Here is a 21,949-nt window from a genome sequence, read left to right on the forward strand (position 1 = left end):
GTAATGGCAGAAAATATATCAGCAGCGTGTGGGATTACCCTCTTTGCTGCTGTTTTGTTTGGCTGGAAATATATGTTTTTTGTGGCCTCAATATCCGGCATTGAAATTCCGGAGACAGTTAAAAGCGCAGGGCTTCCAATAGGTCTGTCTTTTTACACTTTTCAGGCTATCAGCTACATAGCAGATGTAAAAGAAAAAAAACTGGAAGCGGTAAATAATCCATTTGTTTTTGCTCTATATATGATGTGGTTTCCAAAATGGATAAGCGGTCCGATTGAAAGAGCAGGAGATTTTATTGATAAGCTTGATACTATTGAAAAAGCAAAAATATTTGATTTTGACAGAATAATCAGAGTGCTTTCATTTTTGTTATTTGGGCTGTTTATGAAGCTGGTGATTGCGGACAGGGTTGGCATAGTTGTTGATAAGGTTTTTGAAGCACCTTCGGAATATGGTAGTCTTGTTCTTATTCTGGCGTCATTTTTGTACACTATTCAGATTTATTGCGATTTTGCAGGTTACACCAATATGGTTATTGGTATTTCACATATGTTTGGCATCGGGTTAACCCAGAATTTTAGGACTCCGTATTTTGCTGAGAATATTGTCTTTTTTTGGAGAGGATGGCATATCTCACTTAGCAACTTTTTGAGAGACTATATTTATATTCCCCTTGGTGGTAACAGAAGAGGTGATTTTAGAAAAGCATTAAACATTATGATTGTGTTTCTTGTCTGTGGAATGTGGCATGGAGCAGGCTTTACCCTTATTATCTGGGGGATTTTTCATGGACTTATGAATGTCATTACAAATGGCTTAATTAAGAGCAGGGCTTCCTTTTTAGTAAAGGGAATGACCGGCAGGATAATAAGCTTTTTTCTTGTCTCATTTGCATGGATTTTCTTCAGGGCTTCGACTTTATCCCAGGCATTTTTGTTTATTAAGGGGATGATACCGTTTTGCGGTATGCAGGGCCTGAGAGGAGGCTTTGAGATGGAAGATAATCTGATCCTTGGACTTTCCCGGATTGAATGGTGGATAGCGGGATTATCAATAGTCTTCCTGACAATTATGGATGGTATTGCCTATAAAAAGAAGAGTATCCCACCGGAGTTGTTTATATCTAAATGGGGGGATTTTTCAAGAGGGCTGATGTTTGTATTTCTGGCCCTGATGGTTTTAATATTCGGAAGATACGGAGCTGGTGAAGAAATAAGAAGCTTTGTATATGCACAGTTCTGAGGGAAGATATATGCTTAAAAGAATTATTGCTACAGCACTTAGTATTATTTTATTTATGAGTGCGCTACTAATTTCCAATAACATTTTAAAAACAAAAACCGAAGCAGGTATCATGCAGATGCGTGCTCTCTATGATCAGCCGGAAAACACTATAGATGTGGTAATGCTTGGTTCAAGCCATGTTCATTGTGGAATAAATACTGCAAAGTTATATATGGATTACGGAATAGCAGGATATGATCTGTCTTCTGCAGAGCAATCCCTATGGGTTTCTTATCATTACCTGAAGGAAATATGCAAGTATCAAAAGCCTAAGGTGGTTCTTTTGGATTTTTTTAGTGCTGCAGCTTTTTTGGAAGATTATAAATATCATTACTACATGTTGAGCGATAGCTTATATGGTATGAAATTTTCCATGAATAAACTGCAAATGATGCATGCCTGTTTTGATGGAAAACAGGAATTATGGGATAAGTATTTTCCTTCTTTTTTTGGTTATCATGATCGTTACAATAATCTTGAAGAGAAGGATTTTGAAGCAGCGTTCGGAAATGACCTGAGTGCATATAAGGGTTATGTGCCGCATTTTCATAATGAGGTAATGCCTGAGCCCGTAATTGATACTGATGAGTGTAAGCCACCTCTTGAAAAGTCTGTTAAATATCTGGATAAGATCATAGAATTTACAAAAGAAAACAATATTAAGCTATACATAACCATGGTTCCGTATGCGCTGAATATCGAACAGCAACAGGGATTAAAGCAGGAGGAAACTCAGAGATATAACTGGCTAAAGAATTATATATGGCAGCTAAATGACTCAGGTGATGATCATGTGTGTTTTGACTATGTATTTGAGCATATTTGGGATATAGGAATTGACTATACCGGTGGTTCGGATATATCTGATGGGAATTCGCATCTTAACTATAACGGGAGTAATAAATACACTGATTATCTTGGCAGAACGTTACTTGAGCTGTACGGCAGGGAACTGATTACTGATCGAAGGGGAGATGCTGCCTATGAATCATATTTGAGGCATAATGAAATTATTGCGGATAAAGTGAAAAATGCATATGATAATTTGCAATAAAACATGGCTTAAAATCGCTTGTTTTGACAGTTTTTCCTTGTTTAATTACTTAAAATTTGCTAGAATTTAAGGCGTTTGTATGAAATAAAGTTATTATAGAGGAGAAAATGAAATGAGTGATGTTAAGTTTGATCCTGTCACAGGAAAGCCGATTACAAACCAGCCAAGTAGCGGTTATAATTTCGATCCCATGACAGGAAAGCCAATTAATCAGGAGGCTAATACTTCCGGACCAAAATTTGATCCGTTGACAGGAAAGCCTATTAGTCAGACAAATGCCACAAATACGTATGGCAATGCAAACACCTATGGCAACACAAACACCTATGGCAACACAAACACCTATGGCAACACAGGTACCTATGGTGCTCAGGGGACATATGGAGCACAAAATACCTATGGTGCGCAGAATAATAGTACAGGAACCTATGGCTATGATCCTGCTGCTATTGAAAAAGAGCAGAATGCACAGAACAAGAAGGTTGCACTTATTGTGCTTGTTCTTATTATTGTTGCATTCCTTGGACTTGCTATTTTTGGAGTGGTTAAAGCTACTCAGTATTTTAAGGATAATATTCCCGGTAATACTACACAGATTACAACAGATGATAACCTTATGCCCGACAATGATCCTGTAGATCCCGAACCTGCAGTTGAGGCTCCGGTGGAAGATCCGGTTCAGGCTGAGCCTGCAGAGCAGCCTGTTCAGGAACAGCCTGCAGAGACTCCTGCAGAACAGCCTGTAGAGCAGCCTGCTGAGCAGCCGGCAGAACAGCCTGCAGAGCAGCCCGCTCAGGAGCAGCCGACAGAATCTGTTAACGGACAGGCAAAAGAAGTAGATCCCAATGGTTTAATGTCTTTCCATATTGGCGAGAAAACCTTTGAGGTACCGATGAAGGTAAGCGTTCTTCTTGATGAGGGATGGACCTTTGATTCCAATACGGATGCAACTGAAAAGCTTGGCGCCGGAGAAAAGGGATTTTACTACATGATATGTCCTTATGGTGAGACAAGTAATGTGTCAGTTGATGTCAAAAATTTCAGCATGAATGCACAGCAGGCTAAAGATTGCTATATCACTGGAATAACATTATATGATAATGATGTAAGAAAAATGGGTAAGGATATTTACATTCAAAATGGAAACGGAGTTGTAAAAATCGGTTCAACTACCCAGGAACAGGTTAAGAGCATTTATGGAGAGCCTGATGATATTTCCGATACATCTGTTATACATGTATATTCTTATTACAAGGATCATGATGTAAGCAGTGACGTAAGACTTGGTATATCCTTTGAGGAAGGAATTGTTGATTATCTCAGCTTTAGAAATGATAATGAACCCGATGATGTGGAGGAGGTTGAGATAAGCGGAGAACAACCGGATTATCTTAACAATTACGTAGCTCCATCAGGATTAGGCTATGATCCTTTATCAGGTAACTTCCAGGTAGATGGAGTGGCTTATACACTTCCCGTTCCGCTTCAGGTTCTTTCAGATAATGGATGGAAGTATGATGTTGAAGATGAATATGCAGTAGGTGCAGGAGAGGGATATGTTATAACTCTTTACAAGGGCGACCTTTACATGACAACTACTGTATTTAACTATTGTGAGACCGCAACATATCTTAAGAATACAATTGTTACAAGCGTAACAACAAACAACAGTGGTCATTTCGAAAATAAGATGGAGCTTCCCAGCGGTCTTCATGCAGGTATGTCTGAGGCTGATCTGCTTAAGTGGATGAATAACAACGGAATTACAAATTACGATTATTCAACTACAACAGAAATCTATAAGATTCCTTTTGATCAGTCAGCAGATCCGGATTATTGTGCTAATCGTTACTACATCTTTATAGAGGATGGTATTGTTGATTCAATAGACATTACCAATTATGGATGGCTCAGACAGTAAATTTGGATTTTTATTAAAATAAGATGGAATAAAATGGCAGAAAATCTTACGGCTTTCTGCCATTTTTCTTATTATTGGATTACTCATAAAGGAGTCTTTATGATATCATTAGTACATTGGGGAAAAATGTAAATTGGGAGGAAATTAAAGGTATGGCAAACGTAAGAATTATTGAGAATAAAAATGGTCCGTCCCTTGGAGTATGTTCAGCTCCTGTTATTGAAAAGGATGGGCTTTTTTTTAAGGATTTGGAGAGGACAGGAGAACTGGTTCCTTATGAAGACTGGAGATTAACTCCGGAAGAGAGAGCTAAGGATCTGGCTTCAAGACTAAGCGTTGAAGAGATGGCAGGTCTTATGATGTATAGTGCTCACCAGGTTGTGCCTGCCGAGACAGGTGGCTGGTTTGGTGCTACTTACAGAGGTGGTAAAAGCTTCGAGGAAAGTGGAGCGGATGATTGGGAGCTAACTGATCAGCAAAAGAAATTCTTATCAGAAGATCATGTGAGATATGTTCTTGCAATGATGCTGAAGAATGGCGTGGTAGCTGCTAAATGGAACAATGAGATGCAGGCTCTGTGCGAGGAGATGCCACATGGTATTCCGGTAAACACAAGTACAGATCCAAGACACGGGGCAGGAAGCGCGTCTGCTGAATTTAAGACAGAAGCCAAGGGAACAAGTAAATGGCCGTTGGGACTTGGGCTTGCTGCGACTTTTTCACCTGAACTGGTAAATAAATTTGCAAAGATAGCGTCTAAGGAATATAGAGCACTGGGAATTACAACAGAGCTTGGCCCGCAGATAGACCTTGGTACAGAGCCCAGATGGATGAGAGTTGCAGATACTTACGGACAAAGCAGTGACCTTGTTACTGATTATGCTAAGGCATACTGTGAAGGTTTGCAGAATGATTCCGAGGAGAATAATAATTGGGGACATGGAAGCGTAGCGGCTATGGTTAAGCATTGGCCGGGTGGCGGTCCTTGTGAGGCCGGCAGAGACGCTCATTATGCTTTCGGAAAGTATGCAGTATATCCGGGTAATAATTTTGAGGAGCACCTTAAGCCTTTCCTTGAAGGCGCCTTTAAGCTTGAAGGAACCGGCCAGGCTTCAGCTGTTATGCCTTACTATACCGTCAGTTGGGGTGTGGATCCATCAGGAAAAAATGTTGGAAACAGTTATAGTAAGTATATTATCGGTGATCTTTTGCGTGAAAAGTATGGTTATAAGGGAGTTGTTTGTACTGACTGGGGAATTACTCAGGATCCTGCAGATAAGATAGATTCCTTCGGCTCCAGATGCTTTGGAACAGAAACATTATCTGAGGCAGAAAGGCATCTTACTATAATTGAGAACGGTGTAGATCAGTTTGGCGGTAATAATGATATTAAGCCAATTCTTGAGGCATATAGAATAGGCTGTGAGAAACATGGCGAGGAAGCTATGAGAAAGCGCTTTGAAGAGAGCGCTGTGAGACTCCTTTTAAACAGCTTTAGATGTGGACTGTTTGAAAATCCCTATCTTGATCCTGATGAAAGTGCAAAGGTTCTTGGCTGTGACGAGTTCGTCAAGGAAGGCTTTGATGCACAGCTTAAGAGTATTGTCATGGTTAAGAATAACGGAGTGCTCCCTGTTAGCGGAAAAAAGAAGGTGTATGTACCCGGAAGACATATTGATGCACACAAGGGCTTCATGAGAGGAATGATTGACGCTATTGATATACCGGGGGCTAATCCCGAAGACGTATCCGAATATTTTGAGATTACGGATAATCCGCAGGATGCAGATATGGCTATCTGTTTCATTGAGAGTCCTATAAGTGATGGTTATACTGAGGAGACTGGCTACAGACCTGTTATGCTTCAGTACAGAAGCTATACTGCTGACGATGCAAGAGAAACCAGTATAGCAGGCGGGGATTTCAGAGAAGACTTTACAAACAGAAGCTATAAAGGAAAGTCAAACAAGGCAGCAAATGAAAGTGATCTTGACCTTGTGATAAAGGCAAGAAAACAGATGGGGGATAAGCCTGTTATAGTTTCCGTAAGAATGAATAATCCATGTATGGTTTCAGAATATGAAAAATATGCTGATGCCATATTGGTAAATTTTGGTGTTGAGACAGGAGCCGTACTTAGTATTGTGAGTGGTAAGGCTGAGCCTTCCGGACTACTTCCTGTTCAGCTTCCGAAGGATATGAGTACTGTTGAAAAGCATTTTGAGGATGTACCTTTTGATTATGAGCCTTATACCGATTCTGTAGGCAATACATATGATTTCGGATATGGACTTAATTGGAATGGTGTAATCAGGGATGACAGATGGGATAAATATGCTGGAAACAGATAATTCCTGAATAATAATTTGTTATTTGGTATGGAGGAATGAAAAATGTTTTGCACAAATTGTGGGACTGAGATAATGAAAGGGCATCTTTACTGCACATCCTGCGGTACAAAGGCGCCGGATCTTGGACAGAGGATGGTACCTCAATCTCAGGTTAATTATACATATCAGAATGGTATGGGAGTAGCTGCTCCGAAAAAGTCACATAAAGGCCTTGTATTAGTTATAGCACTCTTGACGGTTTTCTTTATTGGAATATTATCCTGGTCAGGCTATTTTATCTATGGACTTATGCAGGAAGCGGTGCAGGCAGGTACAGGTAATAATTCAGGATTGAGCGCGCCTGGTGAAAATACATATTCTGAACCTGAGGAGCCAGATTCTCCGGTAGAGACTGGTAATAGTGTAAGCGAAACTACAGTCGGTAATTCTGAGGATCCTTTTTATGGGTATAAAAATCTTAGTTTTACAAGTTATTCATTAGCAAGCTATGCAAATGACGGTGATGCAGCCTATGTTGTTCCAAATGGGACAGTAAATGCGGATACAGTTATTTATAATGGCATCACAGCAGGTGAATATGCAGACTACGTTGACAACAAGGTACTGGAGAAGGGAAGAACCCTTAACCGTGATTTCTACTATGACCTTCTTTCCATATATCTCGTCGATCCATCCTTATGTACAGATGAGCAGGCTTTTGCCATATCTATGATTTATGCGTCGACAGTATCAAATCAGTTCCATGATACTCCGGTAAGATTAGAGGCAGTACGCATACCTAATAACAACCGTAACCTTTATTCCTATAAGATTAATGCATATGGGAAGGATGATATCTGGGTATCGGATGCAGCAAACAAGAAGTTTTATTTTAACAATGGAAAAACGGAATATAGTTCTACAATGTACGATGATAATACCTTTGGCTTATGGTATCTGGCAGTGAAGGATTTCTTTGGTATAGAAGTAGAATAAATAACAGGAACAACTACGCATTTACAAAAAGAGGAGAGGCAGCGAATGAAACAAGAAGATTTACTTGCGTTATTGAATGACATGACACCTGAGGAAAAAATTATGCAGCTTGTACAGCTTCCGGGATCAGCCTTTGAATCGGATTTTGCTGTGACGGGAATTGCGGATGAAGCATCTTTTGACAAATTAAAGAAACTTGCCGGAAGTGTATTGGGTATCAGGGGGGCTGAAAAAGTAAAAGCAATTCAGGATGAATATATGGCAGGACAGCCTCATCATATTCCTCTTTTATTCATGCTGGATGTTATTCACGGACATGACACTGTTTTTCCGTGCCCTCTTGGACAGGGAGCAACCTTTGAACCTGAGATTTCCAGAAAGGGAGCAGAAATACAGGCAAAAGAAGCAGCAGCGGACGGTATTCAGGTAACATTTTCACCCATGGTTGATCTTGTAAGAGATGCAAGATGGGGAAGAGTTATGGAATCAACAGGAGAAGATCCGTATCTCAATGGAGAGATGGCATCTGCTATGGTTAGAGGCTATCAGGGCGAATCTGTTGCCGATAAGGAGCATGTTGCTGCATGCGTAAAGCATTTTGCAGGCTACGGAGCTTCTGAAGCAGGAAGAGATTATAACAGCGTTGAACTTTCAGAGTATACCTTGAGAGATCAATATCTTAAAGGTTATGACAAGGCTATAAGTGCGGGAGCTAAGCTTGTAATGACTTCCTTTAATACCTTGAATGGTATTCCTTCCTCGGGAAATAAGTGGCTTATGAGAGATATCCTCAGAAAAGAAATGAACTTTGATGGCGTACTTATTTCAGACTGGGGTGCTATTGGCGAAATGGTTCCCTGGGGATTTGCCAGGGATTTGAAGGAAGCAGCAAAGCTTGCAATTGAAGCGGGTGTAGACATTGATATGTGTACAGAAAGCTATGCTGCAAATCTTGCTTCGCTTATAGAAGAGGGCAAGGTTGACGGAAAGCTTCTGGATGAGGCAGTTCTTAGAATCCTCAATTTGAAGAATGAGATTGGTCTTTTTGAGGATCCTTATCACGGAGCATCTAAGGAAAGATATGAAGCGGTAACATTTTCTAAAGAGAGTAGAGAAATAGCGAGGGACGCAGTCAGAAAATCCCTTGTCCTCCTCAAAAACGATGAGGAGACGCTTCCTTTGAAGGATAGTAATATAGCCCTTATCGGACCATATGCTTCCTGTAAAAACCTGCACAGCTCATGGGCTCTTTCTCTGGATCCGGAAAAGACAGTGACTGTTATGGAAGCAGCAGGTGAAAGCAAAGATGTCAGTCTTTTCCTTGGTATGAATCAGGGAGGCGGACTTGGAGGCCTTAATAAAAAAATAGTACGTGTTGCAAAGGGAAGTACAATACTTGATAACGATACGGTTCTTGGCTTTGGCGAGTATCATAACGAAAGCCTCGATGAAGAAAATGAAAAACTGTTAAATGAGGCAATAGAAGTGGCTGAATGGGCAGACACAGTTGTTTTATGCCTCGGCGAAGACATCGGCCAATCAGGTGAGTCTACAAGTCGCACGAATATTATGCTGCCTGATATTCAGATGGAATTATTCTATGAAATCAGAAGAAGAGCAAAAAAACTTGTAACACTGATATTTACCGGAAGACCACTCGATCTTGAATGTATACCGGATTTATCGGATGCTCTTTTGATATGCTGGCGCCCCGGAACAGAGGGTGGACACGGTATATGGGATGTCCTTTCAGGAAAATTTTCACCATCAGGTAAACTACCTATGAGTTTTCCGTGGGCTGTAGGACAGGCACCTATACATTATAATGTTTTTGCTACAGGAAGACCCAAGCCGACAGAGGGTGTAACAAACTTCACAACAAGATATCTTGACTGCCCAAATGAAGCAAGATATCCTTTTGGCTATGGTCTTACATACTCAAGCTTTGACATTTCCAAGCCGGTATCTGATAATGATGTACTGAAAAAAGGCGAAAATGCTACAGGTGCAGATAAGATAAACGTAACCGTAAAGGTAACAAATACAGGTGTTGTAGCGGCAACACAGACAGTGCAGTTGTACATAAGGGATCTTGTCAGCAGCAGAGTTCGCCCGGTGAAGGAACTTAAAGGCTTTAAAAAGGTAAGATTACTTCCCGGAGAGTCTAAGGATGTAAGTTTTGAAATAAATGAAGAAATGCTTAGGTTCTGGACTATAAACAATAAGTTTGAAAGTGAAGAAGGAGATTTCCGTGTTTATGTAGGATTTGATTCTACGACGGAGAATTTTTATGATTTTAAATTGTCATGACTTATCGAAATCATTTGATGGTAAGGATATTTTAAAAGGAGTTTCTTTTCATATAGAGGATAATGAAAAGGCTGCTATTGTAGGTATTAATGGCGCAGGTAAGACTACTCTTATCAGGATGCTTATAGGAGAACTTGCTCCTGATACCGGAACTGTCACCTTATCTAAGGACACCACTGTTGGATATCTTGCTCAGAATCAGAACATTGACAGTGCTCATAGTATTTACGAAGAACTTCGTGAGATGAAGAGAGATGTCATTGAGCTTGAAAAGGAAATACGAAAAGCTGAAGCCCAGATGGATGTCCTTAGAGGAGATGATCTGGACAGGCTTATGGAACGCTATGCTCAGATGAATCATGAGTTTCAGCTAAAGAATGGATATGCCTGGGAAAGCGAGGTTGTTGGTGTTGCCAAGGGTCTTGGTTTTACTGAGGAGGAATTTGATAAGAGAATTTCTACCTTGTCCGGAGGTCAGAAGACCAGAGTGGCTCTTGGAAAACTGCTTTTGCAGAGTCCGGATCTGATAATTCTCGATGAGCCTACAAACCATCTTGATATGAACTCCATAAAATGGCTTGAAGGCTATCTTATGAATTATAAGGGAGCGGTTCTTATTGTTTCTCACGACAGATATTTCCTTGACAGGATAGCGCAGAAGGTGATTGAAATCGATCAGACAAGTGCAGATGTATATCTGGGTAATTACACTGCCTATGCAAAAAAGCGTGAACAGATAAGAGCAGCAAAGCTGAAAGCATATCTCAATCAGCAGGCTGAAATAAAGCATCAGGAAGAGGTAATTGATAAATTAAAGCAGTTCAATCGTGAGAAGAGCATTAAGCGCGCCGAGAGCCGTGAGAAGATGCTTGATAAGATTGAGAGGCTTGAAAAACCTACCGAGGTACGTGACGACATGCGCATTACACTTACACCTTCATGTGTAAGCGGAAATGATGTCATGCATGTTGATACTATTTCAAAATCCTTTGGAAATGAAAAGCTGTTTGAGAACATCAGCTTTGACATTAAACGTGGCGAAAAGGTAGCAATTATCGGAGATAATGGAACCGGTAAGACTACTATGCTGAAAATTATAAATGGTATGGAGACGCTTGATTCCGGTGAGATTACTTTAGGTGTTAAGGTCCATATCGGGTATTATGATCAGGAGCATCAGGTATTGCATGATGAGAAAAGCTTATTTGAAGAGCTTTCAGATGCTTATCCGTCAATGAATAATACAGAGATCAGGAATACTCTTGCAGCATTTCTTTTTACCGGAGATGATGTATTTAAGAGAATAGGAGACCTTTCCGGTGGTGAGAAGGGAAGAGTATCGCTGGCAAAGTTAATGCTATCGGATGCCAATTTCCTTATTCTTGATGAGCCTACAAACCACTTGGATATTACAAGTAAAGAAATTCTTGAGGATGCATTATCCGGTTATGAAGGAACTGTTCTGTACGTGAGCCATGACCGTTACTTTATCAATAGAACTGCCACAAGAATACTTGATCTTACACACGGCAGAATGATTAATTATTTAGGTAATTACGATTATTATCTGGAGCATTGCGAGGAGCAGACGAACAGAGTTCTTGCCGAAAGCGGTAATGTTTCATCCTTTGGCCGCGGCATTGGTATGGACAGTGCTTCAGCAGCATCAGGGAATTCCTTTGGTAAGCTGGCTGGGAACAATAATGCGGTATCTGATAATTCAGGTTCAGGAGCTGCGGATTGGAAAGCTCAAAAGGAAGAAGCTGCCAAGAAAAGAAAACAGGAAGCTGCTCTGAAAAAATGCGAAGAAGAAATTGCAAAGCTGGAAGAGAGAAATGAAAAAATAAATGCTGAACTTTCAGATCCTGAGGTCGCTACAGATCTTGCAAAGGTGCGTAAACTATCTGATGAGCTTACGCAAAATGAGGAAAGATTAAGCGCCCTATACGATGAATGGGCCGAACTCAGCGAGTAAATATTTTTATTAAAAAGCCCCGGATATATATTCAGATTCAAACGATTATGCCTGTGGCAACGAGTTTGAAGATGAATATATATCCGGGGCATATCATATTGCAATAATATCAGGCAAATGCATCAAATGAGCTACCGCTCTGTCCATAGGTATAAGCAGCCATATCTCTGCCATATCCTACAGTAGCATTTCCAAATTTGGAAGCAATGTTGTTGTACTGCTGACTGACCTTAAGGGCTTCATCCTTGCCATCAGTGCTTGCAACTTCACCAACCTTTACTTCCTGGGCGTTTGGATATACCACAGGGGCAACGGTAGAGATATCACCTACAGCCTTATGTTTGTTGTAAACATCTGAAACAGGCGCCTGATTTGACAGAGCCATATTCATCGGCTGTGTCTGATAAACATTATATCCGTTTATTCCTCCGATAGACATTCCCATATTTTTTAACCTCTTAACTTCTAAAAATGTACATACGAAGCTATAAGTATTATATCTGCCAATTCGAAAAAAATCATAAACTTATTATTAAAGAAAAGCTAAATATGAACATTTTCGAAATTATTTTTCATCCCGGAAAGCCCATAATGAAACGTTTTTTCACAATTATTAAATTTACAAAAAATGATGTTGTATAGTCAATTTAACACATTGACTAAATTTTAACAGATAGTATAATTAAAGTTAGCCGAATTTTCAGAGCTAAATACAAAAATACATAATAAATTCGGCGTACTCAAATTTGGAGGAAATATGACGAGGAAAGAGATTTCTCAGGCAGTGATAAGCCGTTTACCGCGTTATTTCAGATATCTTGGTGAACTCAAGGATCAGGGGATTACGCGTATATCTTCCCAGGAATTAAGCGATATCATGAAGGTTACTGCTTCTCAGATAAGGCAGGATTTTAATAATTTTGGCGGTTTTGGACAGCAGGGCTACGGGTATAATGTTGAATATCTTTATGATGAGATTGGCAAGATTTTAGGGCTGGGCAAAGAGCACACTCTTATTATTATTGGAGCAGGGCATCTTGGACAGGCATTATCGGGTTACAATAATTTTTTTAACAGGGGATTTATTTTTAAAGGGGCATTTGATTTAAATCCTGATCTTCATGGAAAGAAAATCAGGGATATTGAAATCAGACCAGTGGAGGAAATTGAAAAGTTTGTTAGGGACAATAAAATTGAAATAGCAGTTCTCGCGATTCCAAAGGATCAGGCTGTCCCCATGGCGGATAAGCTTGTTGCGTGCGGAATAAAGGCAATATGGAATTTTGCGCATGTGGATCTGGAACTGCCGGATTATGTACAGGTAGAGAATGTTCATCTGTCTGACTCACTGATGAAGCTCTCCTATAGTATCGAAAGATATGAAAAAGCACATAATCTGAAATGACTCAGCGCATGAATTTCCTAAAGAGAAATTCTAGTTCCATTATGAGGGAGCCAATATGGCGAAGGATAATAATACTTATTCCGATGCGCTCGTTGGAAAGGATGTCCCAATTCTTTTCAAGGATCAAAAATGGCAAGATCTTTTTTTACTTAGCCCAAAGACTGCAAAAATAAAGCAGCTGGAGGCTGAGCTTATTAAGCTTGTGGCTAAGCAGGAAAAAACCAGGGAGAAAATTAAGGATGTTAAAAGACTTAAGAAGAAACTTCTTGGTGAAATAGTTGTTCTTAGGGATGACGCGGATAAGAATCCCAAGCAGCGAAAAAAAATAGAAGCAGAGATTGATGATCATACTCGTCTTATAAAAGAATGTAATGAGAAGATAGAGGACTGTGAAGACAGCATGCTTGGACTTCCAAGAGAGATCTATCAGGTTAACTATCAGCTTATGGTTGAGACTATGAATCTTTTTTATAAGAGGATGCATGACAATACTTTAGAGATTGATGCTATTGATGAATGGGTTTCACAGGTTCGGATAAAGCTGAAGAAGAATGTCATAAGATTGCAGGAAAAGGAGATAGAGAATTTTAATGTCTACTCTTATATGCATACAATTTTCGGACCTGAGGTCATAGACTTATTTGATTTAAAGTATGACCCTGAGAGAAGACATCCGATAATGAAACCAGGTATGAAAGAACGTGATGGGATAATTATTGAAGATGAAAAATTTACCGATAGTTGATAAAAATTCAAAATATGTTGTTAGCGCTGCCGAAATGAAAAGGTGTGATCAGACCACAATAGATCACTTTGGAATACCTCAGGATGTACTGATGGAAAGGGCAGCGCTTTCTCTATGCAAATATGTAAAAAAAGCCCTTCCTGCATCAGGACAGGTTCTTATATTTGCAGGGAATGGAAATAATGGTGGTGATGGTATTGCTGCTGCGAGAATTCTTCATCAGGAAGGAATTAGGGTGACACTGGTTCTTTGTAATCACAGCCTTCATGATAAAGGAATCGGGGCAAGGAGGACTGTCGCCTGCAATTCACAGCTGAGGATTGCACTTTCCTATGGAGTAAACGTTATTGATTTTGATGCATCGAAGATTAACGCTGAGATTAAGAAAAGCGATGTTATTGTTGATGCGATGCTGGGTATTGGATGTACCAGAAATCTTCAGGGGGATTATCTTACAGCTGTCTGTGAGATTAATTATGCAAAAGAGGATGATGAGGATAAGACCCCTCATGTAATAGCTGCGGATATTCCTACCGGTATAGATGCAGACACCGGACAGGTTCAGGGACATGCAATATGTGCTGATGAGACAGTGACGTTCGGCTTTCTTAAGATGGGTTGTGCTTTTTATCCGGGGGCATCACATACCGGTATCATCCATATAGTTAATATTGGTATTACAGACGCCGGATTCCTCGAAGAAGTACCATCGTTTAAATATCTTGATATAGAAGATAATAATGATATTTCAAACATGCTCCTGCCGCCAAGAAATCCTGCAGGTAACAAAGGCTCTTTCGGGAAGGTACTTATAGCTGCAGGTAGCAGAAAAATCAGCGGTGCATGTATTATGGCTGCTGAGAGCTGCCTTAGAAGCGGTGCAGGCATGGTCAGAGTATTTACCGAAAAAACTAATCTCTCTGCGATCCAGACACTTCTGCCTGAAGCGATGACTGACATTTATTCAGAGGAAGCCTTTGAAGGCGGAATGGATAAGGAACTCTCAGAATATAAGGAAATGCTGTTAAAGGCACTGGAATGGTCAGATGCTGTTGTTTGCGGACCGGGAATCGGTACAGGTAATTCCGGAAGGGAGATATTGAAACTTATACTGGAGAACTCGAAGAATACACTGGTGCTTGATGCGGATGCTCTCAATATAATTTCCGAGAATGATGACATAAGAAAACTCGTTTGTGAATATAAAGCGGAAATAATAATGACACCTCATCTTGCCGAATTTTCGAGACTTATTAAGAAGAATATACACGATTGTCGCGCGTGTCTGATAAAGGAAGCAATAAAACTTGCAAAAGAATTTCATGCGAGTATTATATGTAAGGATGCTAGAAGTGTTATTACCGATGGAGAACGCAATTTTATTAATCTAAGCGGTAATGACGGAATGGCCACTGCCGGAAGTGGTGATGTGCTTGCAGGACTTCTTGGTGCGCTGGTACTTTCAGGCTTTTCATGTCCATTTGAAGCAGCTGTGGCAGGAGCATACCTGCATGGAGTAGCAGGGGATATGGCAGCCTTAAAAAATGGAAGACAGGGAATGACTGCAAGAGATATATCAGGAAGTCTTAAGGACATTTTTTCCGGAAAAACATTGTAAAAAAGAGGCTATATAGAGATGCTTGATGAATTTTCAAGGGTTTATGCAAAAATAGATTTGGATGCGATTTCTCAAAATGTTGAGAATATGTATAATTCTCTTCCGAGAAACACAAAAATGCTGGCAGTTGTAAAGACAGACGGGTATGGATTTGGGGCAGTACCGATCGCCAGAGTACTTCAAAACAACGCGTATATATGGGGATTTGCCACAGCAACAGCTGAAGAGGCTTTTGAGCTTAGAGAAAATGGCATAAGTAAGCCGATAGTTGTGCTTGGGTATACATTTCCCTATGCCTATGAACGAATGCTCAGGGAAAATATAAGACCTGCTGTTTTCAGGTATGATATGTTAAAACATCTTTCTGAGCGGGTAAAAAAGCGCAGAGCTCAGGGAGGCAGTGAAATCTTCCATGTACATATCGCTGTAGATTGCGGAATGAGCAGGATTGGAGTCAGAACCGATAATGACGGAGAGAATTTTGTAAAAACTGCACTTTCTACCGATGGTATAGAGGTTGAGGGTATTTTTACTCATTTTGCCAGGGCAGATGAGGCGGATCTTACAGATGCACGTGCCAGATTTAAGGAATTTGACAGCTTTATTACAAAAGTGGAAAAAGACAATGACTGTAAAATTCCTGTTGTACATTGTGCGAATAGCGCAAGCATAATTGATATGCCTGAGGCACATATGGATATGGTCAGATGCGGCGTTACAATGTATGGAATGTGGCCTTCAGCGGAAGTAAGCAGAGATAAAATAGAGATAAAGCCTGCAATTTCATTGTATAGCCATATATCGTTTATAAAGGATATTCCTGATAATACCCCGGTAAGTTATGGTGGTACTTTTATTTCCGAAAGAAGGATGAGAGTAGCAACAATTCCCGTGGGCTATGGTGATGGCTATCCGAGAAGCCTTTCATGTGGAAGAGGGTATGTGCTTATTCATGGTGAGAAAGCAAGAATTCTCGGACGCGTTTGCATGGATCAGTTTATGGTTGATGTTACTGCAATACCCAATGCAAGAGAGGGCGATGAAGTTATTCTTATAGGACAGGCGGATACATCATTTGGTGATTCCAATGCTGAGAAGATTACGGTGGAGGAGCTTGGCGACCTTAGCGGCAGATTCAATTATGAGCTTACCTGTAATCTTAACCACAGAGTACCGAGGTTATATTATAAGGATGGAAAAATGCTTCGTGCATTTGAAGTATAATCGATTAAAAAAACGGCTCAACTGAGCCGTTTTTTGATTTCCTGATATTGGACATTTATCTCCTGAAGGGCAGACGTGTCACCATCCATATTGTCCGGGTGGTAGAGTTTAACAAGTGTTTTGTATTTTTTTGTGGCAGATTCTAAGGAAGAACATCCAGCAAAAAAATTGAAATTTTCGATATCAGTAGACTTTCGGGGGCGTTCTTTACGGGAATCATCTTCGTAGTAATTATCTTCTAAGTAGTTTTCATCATACTCATATTCACTATCTTCATCATATCCATATTCATTATCTTCATCATAATAATCATCATAGTCCTCATCATAATCCGGAGCTTCATCATCGTATTCATCGGCATAGAATTCATCAAGAGGGCTTCGCTGAGTCTTCTTGCCAAAGGTATCGTTTTCAAAATCATCATGATTACGGCTGAGCCATCGATTATAGCTTCGCTCATTCAGTTTCCTGCCACTTCGCGGAAACAGAACTCTGTACCTGGAAGAGATTATATCAAAGGGTGTTTTTCCTGTGACGATACATCTGACAAGGTATAAGCCTGCATCAATAAGTAGCGGAACAGTCAGTATTTTCCCTACATATACAAAAGTGCCAACACCGACAAAAGTCAGGAATAATGGAACTGCAAGTATAAGCATTATGAGGAATAAAAGAAAATACATAAGAGTCCCACTATACTCTGAAAGTAAAGAAATATATCCCGTAAGAGTACCGGTTATGAGTTCTTTAACTTCTGTTGAATCAATATGTATGGGAAAAAGTGATGAAATTACATTCTCACCTGCGAAAATCTCTATTATCAGTATAAGAAAAAAACAGCTATATACTATAGCTGTGGCCGGTAGCAGCACCAAAAACAATCGTAATAATCTAAAGAGCTGCCTCAGGAAAAACAGAATCATATCGAATATGCATTTTATTATCCATATTAGTCCTCGTGTGAGGAATTCAAAAATTATTGAAATCATGTATTTATTTTAACTTAACGAAAAAACGATGACAAGTGCGGTTTCTTGACTGTATGTCAGCAAAATGCTATATTTTATTTTGACGCTTTTTGCGATTTTTTACGGTAAAGGAGATGAACATAAATGGACGATGGTGGGCCTACTGCCACTGCTTTTATATTGATATTTGTCATTGTAATTCTCATTGATATGCTCTGCTATGGATTTGGGGCTGCAATTGAGAATCTTAAACCGGATGATCTTAAACTGGGATCCGACAAAGACGACGATAATCCATCACCGCTTCAGATAAGAGAAAAAAAGACAGCAGAGAGACTGGAGGAGATACTTGAATTTCCCGGACGATATATAAATACAATCCAGCTGCTGACACTTCTGATCAATATGCTGCTTGGTGTCATATATATCAGGGCATTAAGTGGCTTTACATACAGCTTGCTTAGCAGCTTTATTAAAAGTACAGTTGTAGTTCAGGTCTTTTCATATATACTTGCTGTTATGATCCTTATGTATGTTGTTCTTACAATAGGGGTTCTCATACCGAGGAAGCTGGGGACAAGATATCCTGAAAAATGGGCTTATTTTGGAGTTGGCGCCATAACACTTATAATTAGATTTTTTAGTCCTTTTACCGGACTTATACGCCTCACAGCTATGGGGATCCTCAGAATATTCGGATTTCATTGGGATGCAGATGATAACGATGTTACTGAGGAAGAGATCAAATCAATGGTTTCCGAGGGTCAGGAACAGGGAGTTCTTCAGGACTCTGAGGCCGATATGATTTCTAACATATTTGAGTTTTCGGATAAGCAGGCTCAGGATATAATGACCAACAGAAAGGCTATGGTTTGTATCGATGGAAGTACTACACTTAAGGAAGCTGTAGATTTCATGCTCGAGAAGAATAACAGCCGTTTCCCGGTATACATTGATAATATTGATCATATAATTGGTATACTACATATAAGAGATGCTATGAAAAAGCTTTCTGAGCATACTGATGATGATACACCTCTAAGAAAGACAAGAGGCTTATTGAGATCTCCGAGAAATGTTCCGGAGACCAGAAATATTGACAGTCTTTTTCATGATATGCAAAAGTCAAAAACACAGATGGTTATAGTTATTGACGAGTATGGACAGACGGCAGGTCTTGTGTCGATGGAAGACATAATTGAGGAAATTGTCGGTAATATCATGGACGAGTATGATGAAGATGAAGATTACATCGAGGCCACATCAAACAAGGATGAATTTATAATAGAGGGCAAAACACCCCTTGAGGATTTGGAAGAAAGATTTGGAATTGAGTTTGAGAATGCTAATTTCGAGACCGTGAATGGTTTGCTGATTTCCAAGCTTGACAGAATACCCGAAGAGGGAGAAGACTTCACAGCAGAGATAGAAGGATATTCCTTCAAGATTCTCTCAGTTAAAAACCACATGATCCAAAGCGTTTTGGTAAAAAGACTTGATCAAAACAAGTCTGATGATGCCGGAGACGATCAGGAAAATAAAGAAAATTAAAATGTATTTTTTAGGAGGATAAAATGTCAGGACATTCAAAATTTGCCAACATCAAACATAAGAAGGAGAAGAACGACGCTGCAAAAGGTAAGATTTTCACCGTTATAGGACGTGAGATCGCAGTTGCAGTTAAGGAGGGCGGCCCTGATCCGTCAAATAACTTCAAGCTTGCTCAGGTTATTGCAAAGGCAAAAGCAAACAACATGCCTAATGACACAATTGAGCGTGGTATCAAGAAGGCTGCAGGTGCAGACGGAAGCGTTGATTACCAGAATCTTACATACGAAGGATATGGACCGGGTGGTACAGCTATTATCGTTGATACACTTACAGATAATGCCAATCGTACAGCTGCTAATGTAAGAGCTGCCTTTTCAAAGGGCAATGGTAATATTGGTACTCAGGGCTGCGTATCATATATGTTTGATAGAAAGGGTCAGATTCTTATTGATAAAGAAGAGTGTTCTATGGGTGCTGATGACCTTATGATGCTCGTTCTTGATGCAGGTGCTGATGATTTTAATGAAGAAGAGGACAGCTTTGAGATTCTTACAACACCTGATGCATTCCAAGGCGTTGTGGAAGCACTTGATAAGGAAAAAATAGCTACGGCTTCTGCTGAAATTACAATGATTCCTCAGAATTATGTTGAAGTAACAGACGAAGAGAACGTTAAACGCATTCAGAGAATTCTTGATATTCTGGATGAGGATGATGATGTTCAGGCTGTTTATCATAACTGGGATGACAGCGCTGCAGAATAAAGTTCTATTCTTTACTTATTCTATCAGTATAGCTAAAGATGCCTTCACATAAGGTGACGGCTGAGGGGAAAATAAAAAAATTATGGGGAGGCCTTGAGATGAAGCTTAGAAAGACATGGATAGGAATTTGTGTCTGGGTGATTTATTTAGTGGGAATGATTTTTGCCATAGGAGTTACCGGCTTTGTCTCGGGGCTTTTTCCTGCTTATGACAGATATATTGTCGCAGGAGGCGCTTTGGCTGTATGTCTGATTGCGGCATATATTATTGGAAAAATCGGAAGCTTTATCGGCAATAAGGTTAATGAAAGTGTAAAAGAATGGAAAAAGCCGGCATGGCTTGAGATTCTTGTGCCGATGGCAATTGCTGTTATTGCTTTCTTTACATTTAACAGATTTTCTTTACTTGTAAATGATTTTTCGGGAAATATTGAATTATATGATAGTGCTGTAGTGGCAATATCGGGTGAGGGGACATCTGGCTTAGGATTTGCAGACGCTGCCTATGTAGGTGTTCTCAGAGTAATTATGAGTTTTCTTGGGAATTCTCTTTCTATTGTATCTTCTGTGAATCTTTTTTTGAGAATTCTTATGGTTTTATTTCTGTATATAGCTATAAGAGCCAGCCTTGGCATGGTTCCGGCTATAGCTTGTGCAGGCGCGGCTGCAGGAATTCCGTCTTTTGGTTATTCCTTGCTGAATGTTGATTCCAAGCAGCTTGTTATTACTGCGGTAGCGATGGAAACGATGCTTGTTGTGCTCTATGTAAGAGGATTTGAGACCACGATAGGGACTCGCATGTTTTACAAGATATTCAGTATCCTCATTGGAGCTTTGATTGGTTTTATGGTTTATATTGAAGCTGCCAGTGCTATTGTTATTGTTTTTCTTCTGGCAGCCTGGGAACTTGCCGACATGTGCGGGGAGACCTTTAATATTTGTTTAAATGAGATATTACTGCTATTGTCGGGGGTTGCTGCATTTATCGGAGCATTGATTTATGTTGGCGGACCGAATAGCATTCAGGATACCTATTATCATTGGACATGGAAGTTTTATGGCTATAATGATAACTCCTGGCTCCTTATGATAAAGGATTCATTACCGAATACTTATTTTGCTCTGGCTATACTTACATTTGCTTTTGTTCCTGCAGTTTTGTATTTTGCAAAGGACAGGGCAGAGAAAATTACACCCTGGTTGATGTTTTCGGTACTTTTGGTTGTAGCTTCTGTCTTTCTTGGTGATACTGTAGCAAATACTGAGGTTATGATAATTACTGCATTTGTAATTCTTATTAGCTGTGGTGCCACATGCTTTGCATATGTTGAAGGTGAAGAGTATGTAGAAGAAATCGATGACGACGAGGAAGAAAAGGAAGAAGAGGAAAACGAGCCTGAAGTTGAAGTAGTAAAAGAAGAGAAAAATGAGGTATCTGAACAAAAAGAGGATAAACCACGTTTTGTTCCGGAAGGGATGGTTCTTCCTATGGGTGATGAGGACGAGGAAGATTTAGTACCGAATTTTAATATGAACAGACCGGAAATGGCCGAAATAGGGATGCTATCTGTAGGAAATAAGGTGGAAGTATCCTCTGCTGAGAATAAGGATAAGAAAGAAGAAATCCTGAATACAAAAGAGGATAGAAAATCAGAAAAGCCTGAAAATGCAGATAAGCCTGAAAATGCAGATAAGCCTGAAAGGTCTGAAGTGACTGAAGAGAAAAAAGACGATTTTGACATCACACTTAAACCCGGTGATGATTTTGATATATAAATTTAATGATTTGTTTGAAAGGGATTGTT

Annotated in this window: 16 protein-coding genes; 14 read left to right on the top strand and 2 right to left on the bottom strand. The window is 39.8% G+C overall.

Annotated elements, in window-relative coordinates:
- The first annotated feature begins 3 nt into the window (after positions 1-3).
- From G602_RS0117165 to G602_RS0117195, 7 genes are all read left to right on the top strand, one after another.
- Positions 4-1,242, top strand: coding sequence for an MBOAT family O-acyltransferase (locus G602_RS0117165; RefSeq protein ID WP_196808715.1), 1,239 nt, complete (start codon positions 4-6; stop codon positions 1,240-1,242).
- 10 nt (positions 1,243-1,252) lie between these two features.
- Positions 1,253-2,338 carry a hypothetical protein gene (locus G602_RS0117170; RefSeq protein ID WP_155829978.1) on the top strand — a complete coding sequence of 362 codons (1,086 nt, stop codon included), beginning with the start codon at positions 1,253-1,255 and terminating at the stop codon, positions 2,336-2,338.
- 112 nt (positions 2,339-2,450) lie between these two features.
- A complete protein-coding gene (locus G602_RS27265) occupies positions 2,451-4,259 on the top strand; it encodes a cell envelope integrity protein TolA (protein WP_044932649.1) in 1,809 nt (602 codons plus the stop codon).
- A 152-nt stretch (positions 4,260-4,411) separates the two neighbouring features.
- Complete coding sequence (locus G602_RS0117180; RefSeq protein ID WP_044932651.1) at positions 4,412-6,610, top strand: glycoside hydrolase family 3 protein; 2,199 nt, start codon at positions 4,412-4,414, stop codon at positions 6,608-6,610.
- Positions 6,611-6,652: 42 nt separating this feature from the next.
- Positions 6,653-7,585 carry a zinc ribbon domain-containing protein gene (locus G602_RS0117185; protein WP_026660054.1) on the top strand — a complete coding sequence of 311 codons (933 nt, stop codon included), beginning with the start codon at positions 6,653-6,655 and terminating at the stop codon, positions 7,583-7,585.
- A gap of 45 nt (positions 7,586-7,630) precedes the next feature.
- Positions 7,631-9,895 (top strand): beta-glucosidase BglX, encoded by a 2,265-nt coding sequence (gene bglX, locus G602_RS0117190; protein ID WP_026660055.1) that lies wholly within the window; start codon positions 7,631-7,633, stop codon positions 9,893-9,895.
- Positions 9,876-11,870 (top strand): ABC-F family ATP-binding cassette domain-containing protein, encoded by a 1,995-nt coding sequence (locus G602_RS0117195; protein ID WP_026660057.1) that lies wholly within the window; start codon positions 9,876-9,878, stop codon positions 11,868-11,870. The genes bglX and G602_RS0117195 overlap by 20 nt, the downstream gene beginning before the upstream one ends.
- A 109-nt stretch (positions 11,871-11,979) precedes the next feature.
- Here the strand turns inward: G602_RS0117195 and G602_RS0117200 are convergent, their stop codons facing one another.
- Complete coding sequence (locus tag G602_RS0117200; protein ID WP_026660058.1) at positions 11,980-12,315, bottom strand: hypothetical protein; 336 nt, start codon at positions 12,313-12,315, stop codon at positions 11,980-11,982.
- Positions 12,316-12,627: 312 nt separating this feature from the next.
- On the opposite strand from G602_RS0117200, the gene G602_RS0117205 reads away from it, so the two are divergent.
- The 4 genes from G602_RS0117205 to alr are packed head-to-tail and all read left to right on the top strand — an operon-like array spanning position 12,628 to position 16,862.
- Positions 12,628-13,275, top strand: coding sequence for a redox-sensing transcriptional repressor Rex (locus tag G602_RS0117205; protein WP_026660059.1), 648 nt, complete (start codon positions 12,628-12,630; stop codon positions 13,273-13,275).
- Between the two features lie 55 nt (positions 13,276-13,330).
- Positions 13,331-14,020, top strand: coding sequence for a hypothetical protein (locus G602_RS27270; protein ID WP_044932653.1), 690 nt, complete (start codon positions 13,331-13,333; stop codon positions 14,018-14,020).
- Positions 13,998-15,638 carry an NAD(P)H-hydrate dehydratase gene (locus G602_RS0117215; RefSeq protein ID WP_026660060.1) on the top strand — a complete coding sequence of 547 codons (1,641 nt, stop codon included), beginning with the start codon at positions 13,998-14,000 and terminating at the stop codon, positions 15,636-15,638. The genes G602_RS27270 and G602_RS0117215 overlap by 23 nt, the downstream gene beginning before the upstream one ends.
- 18 nt (positions 15,639-15,656) lie before the next feature.
- Positions 15,657-16,862 carry an alanine racemase gene (gene alr, locus G602_RS0117220; RefSeq protein ID WP_026660061.1) on the top strand — a complete coding sequence of 402 codons (1,206 nt, stop codon included), beginning with the start codon at positions 15,657-15,659 and terminating at the stop codon, positions 16,860-16,862.
- Between the two features lie 17 nt (positions 16,863-16,879).
- Here the strand turns inward: alr and G602_RS0117225 are convergent, their stop codons facing one another.
- Entirely contained in the window at positions 16,880-17,785 is a 906-nt protein-coding gene (locus G602_RS0117225) for a hypothetical protein (protein WP_155829980.1), read from the bottom strand.
- 189 nt (positions 17,786-17,974) lie between these two features.
- Between G602_RS0117225 and G602_RS27275 the strand changes: the two genes are divergently transcribed.
- The 3 genes from G602_RS27275 (at position 17,975) to G602_RS0117240 (ending at position 21,920) form a co-directional block, all read left to right on the top strand.
- The gene (locus G602_RS27275) at positions 17,975-19,381 is read left to right on the top strand and encodes a hemolysin family protein (protein WP_044932656.1); all 1,407 of its coding nucleotides are present in this window, start codon (positions 17,975-17,977) and stop codon (positions 19,379-19,381) included.
- Between the two features lie 23 nt (positions 19,382-19,404).
- Positions 19,405-20,145: a YebC/PmpR family DNA-binding transcriptional regulator gene (locus G602_RS0117235; protein ID WP_026660064.1), complete on the top strand. Its 741-nt coding sequence runs from the start codon at positions 19,405-19,407 to the stop codon at positions 20,143-20,145.
- Positions 20,146-20,243: 98 nt separating this feature from the next.
- Positions 20,244-21,920 carry a hypothetical protein gene (locus G602_RS0117240; RefSeq protein ID WP_026660065.1) on the top strand — a complete coding sequence of 559 codons (1,677 nt, stop codon included), beginning with the start codon at positions 20,244-20,246 and terminating at the stop codon, positions 21,918-21,920.
- Positions 21,921-21,949 lie beyond the last annotated feature (29 nt).

Origin of the sequence: Butyrivibrio sp. AC2005, assembly GCF_000424145.1 — a bacterium.
Lineage (GTDB): Bacteria > Bacillota > Clostridia > Lachnospirales > Lachnospiraceae > Butyrivibrio.

Coding starts and splice junctions, on each gene's coding strand:
- G602_RS0117205 (WP_026660059.1), top strand. CDS start 12,628: ATGACGAGGAAAGAGATTTCTCAGGCAGTGATAAGCCGTTTACCGCGT.
- bglX (WP_026660055.1), top strand. CDS start 7,631: ATGAAACAAGAAGATTTACTTGCGTTATTGAATGACATGACACCTGAG.
- G602_RS0117225 (WP_155829980.1), bottom strand. CDS start 17,785: ATGATTCTGTTTTTCCTGAGGCAGCTCTTTAGATTATTACGATTGTTT.
- G602_RS0117185 (WP_026660054.1), top strand. CDS start 6,653: ATGTTTTGCACAAATTGTGGGACTGAGATAATGAAAGGGCATCTTTAC.
- G602_RS0117215 (WP_026660060.1), top strand. CDS start 13,998: ATGAAAAATTTACCGATAGTTGATAAAAATTCAAAATATGTTGTTAGC.
- G602_RS0117200 (WP_026660058.1), bottom strand. CDS start 12,315: ATGGGAATGTCTATCGGAGGAATAAACGGATATAATGTTTATCAGACA.
- G602_RS0117170 (WP_155829978.1), top strand. CDS start 1,253: ATGCTTAAAAGAATTATTGCTACAGCACTTAGTATTATTTTATTTATG.
- G602_RS27270 (WP_044932653.1), top strand. CDS start 13,331: ATGGCGAAGGATAATAATACTTATTCCGATGCGCTCGTTGGAAAGGAT.
- G602_RS0117240 (WP_026660065.1), top strand. CDS start 20,244: ATGAAGCTTAGAAAGACATGGATAGGAATTTGTGTCTGGGTGATTTAT.
- G602_RS27275 (WP_044932656.1), top strand. CDS start 17,975: ATGGACGATGGTGGGCCTACTGCCACTGCTTTTATATTGATATTTGTC.
- G602_RS0117195 (WP_026660057.1), top strand. CDS start 9,876: ATGATTTTAAATTGTCATGACTTATCGAAATCATTTGATGGTAAGGAT.
- G602_RS0117165 (WP_196808715.1), top strand. CDS start 4: ATGGCAGAAAATATATCAGCAGCGTGTGGGATTACCCTCTTTGCTGCT.
- G602_RS27265 (WP_044932649.1), top strand. CDS start 2,451: ATGAGTGATGTTAAGTTTGATCCTGTCACAGGAAAGCCGATTACAAAC.
- G602_RS0117180 (WP_044932651.1), top strand. CDS start 4,412: ATGGCAAACGTAAGAATTATTGAGAATAAAAATGGTCCGTCCCTTGGA.
- G602_RS0117235 (WP_026660064.1), top strand. CDS start 19,405: ATGTCAGGACATTCAAAATTTGCCAACATCAAACATAAGAAGGAGAAG.
- alr (WP_026660061.1), top strand. CDS start 15,657: ATGCTTGATGAATTTTCAAGGGTTTATGCAAAAATAGATTTGGATGCG.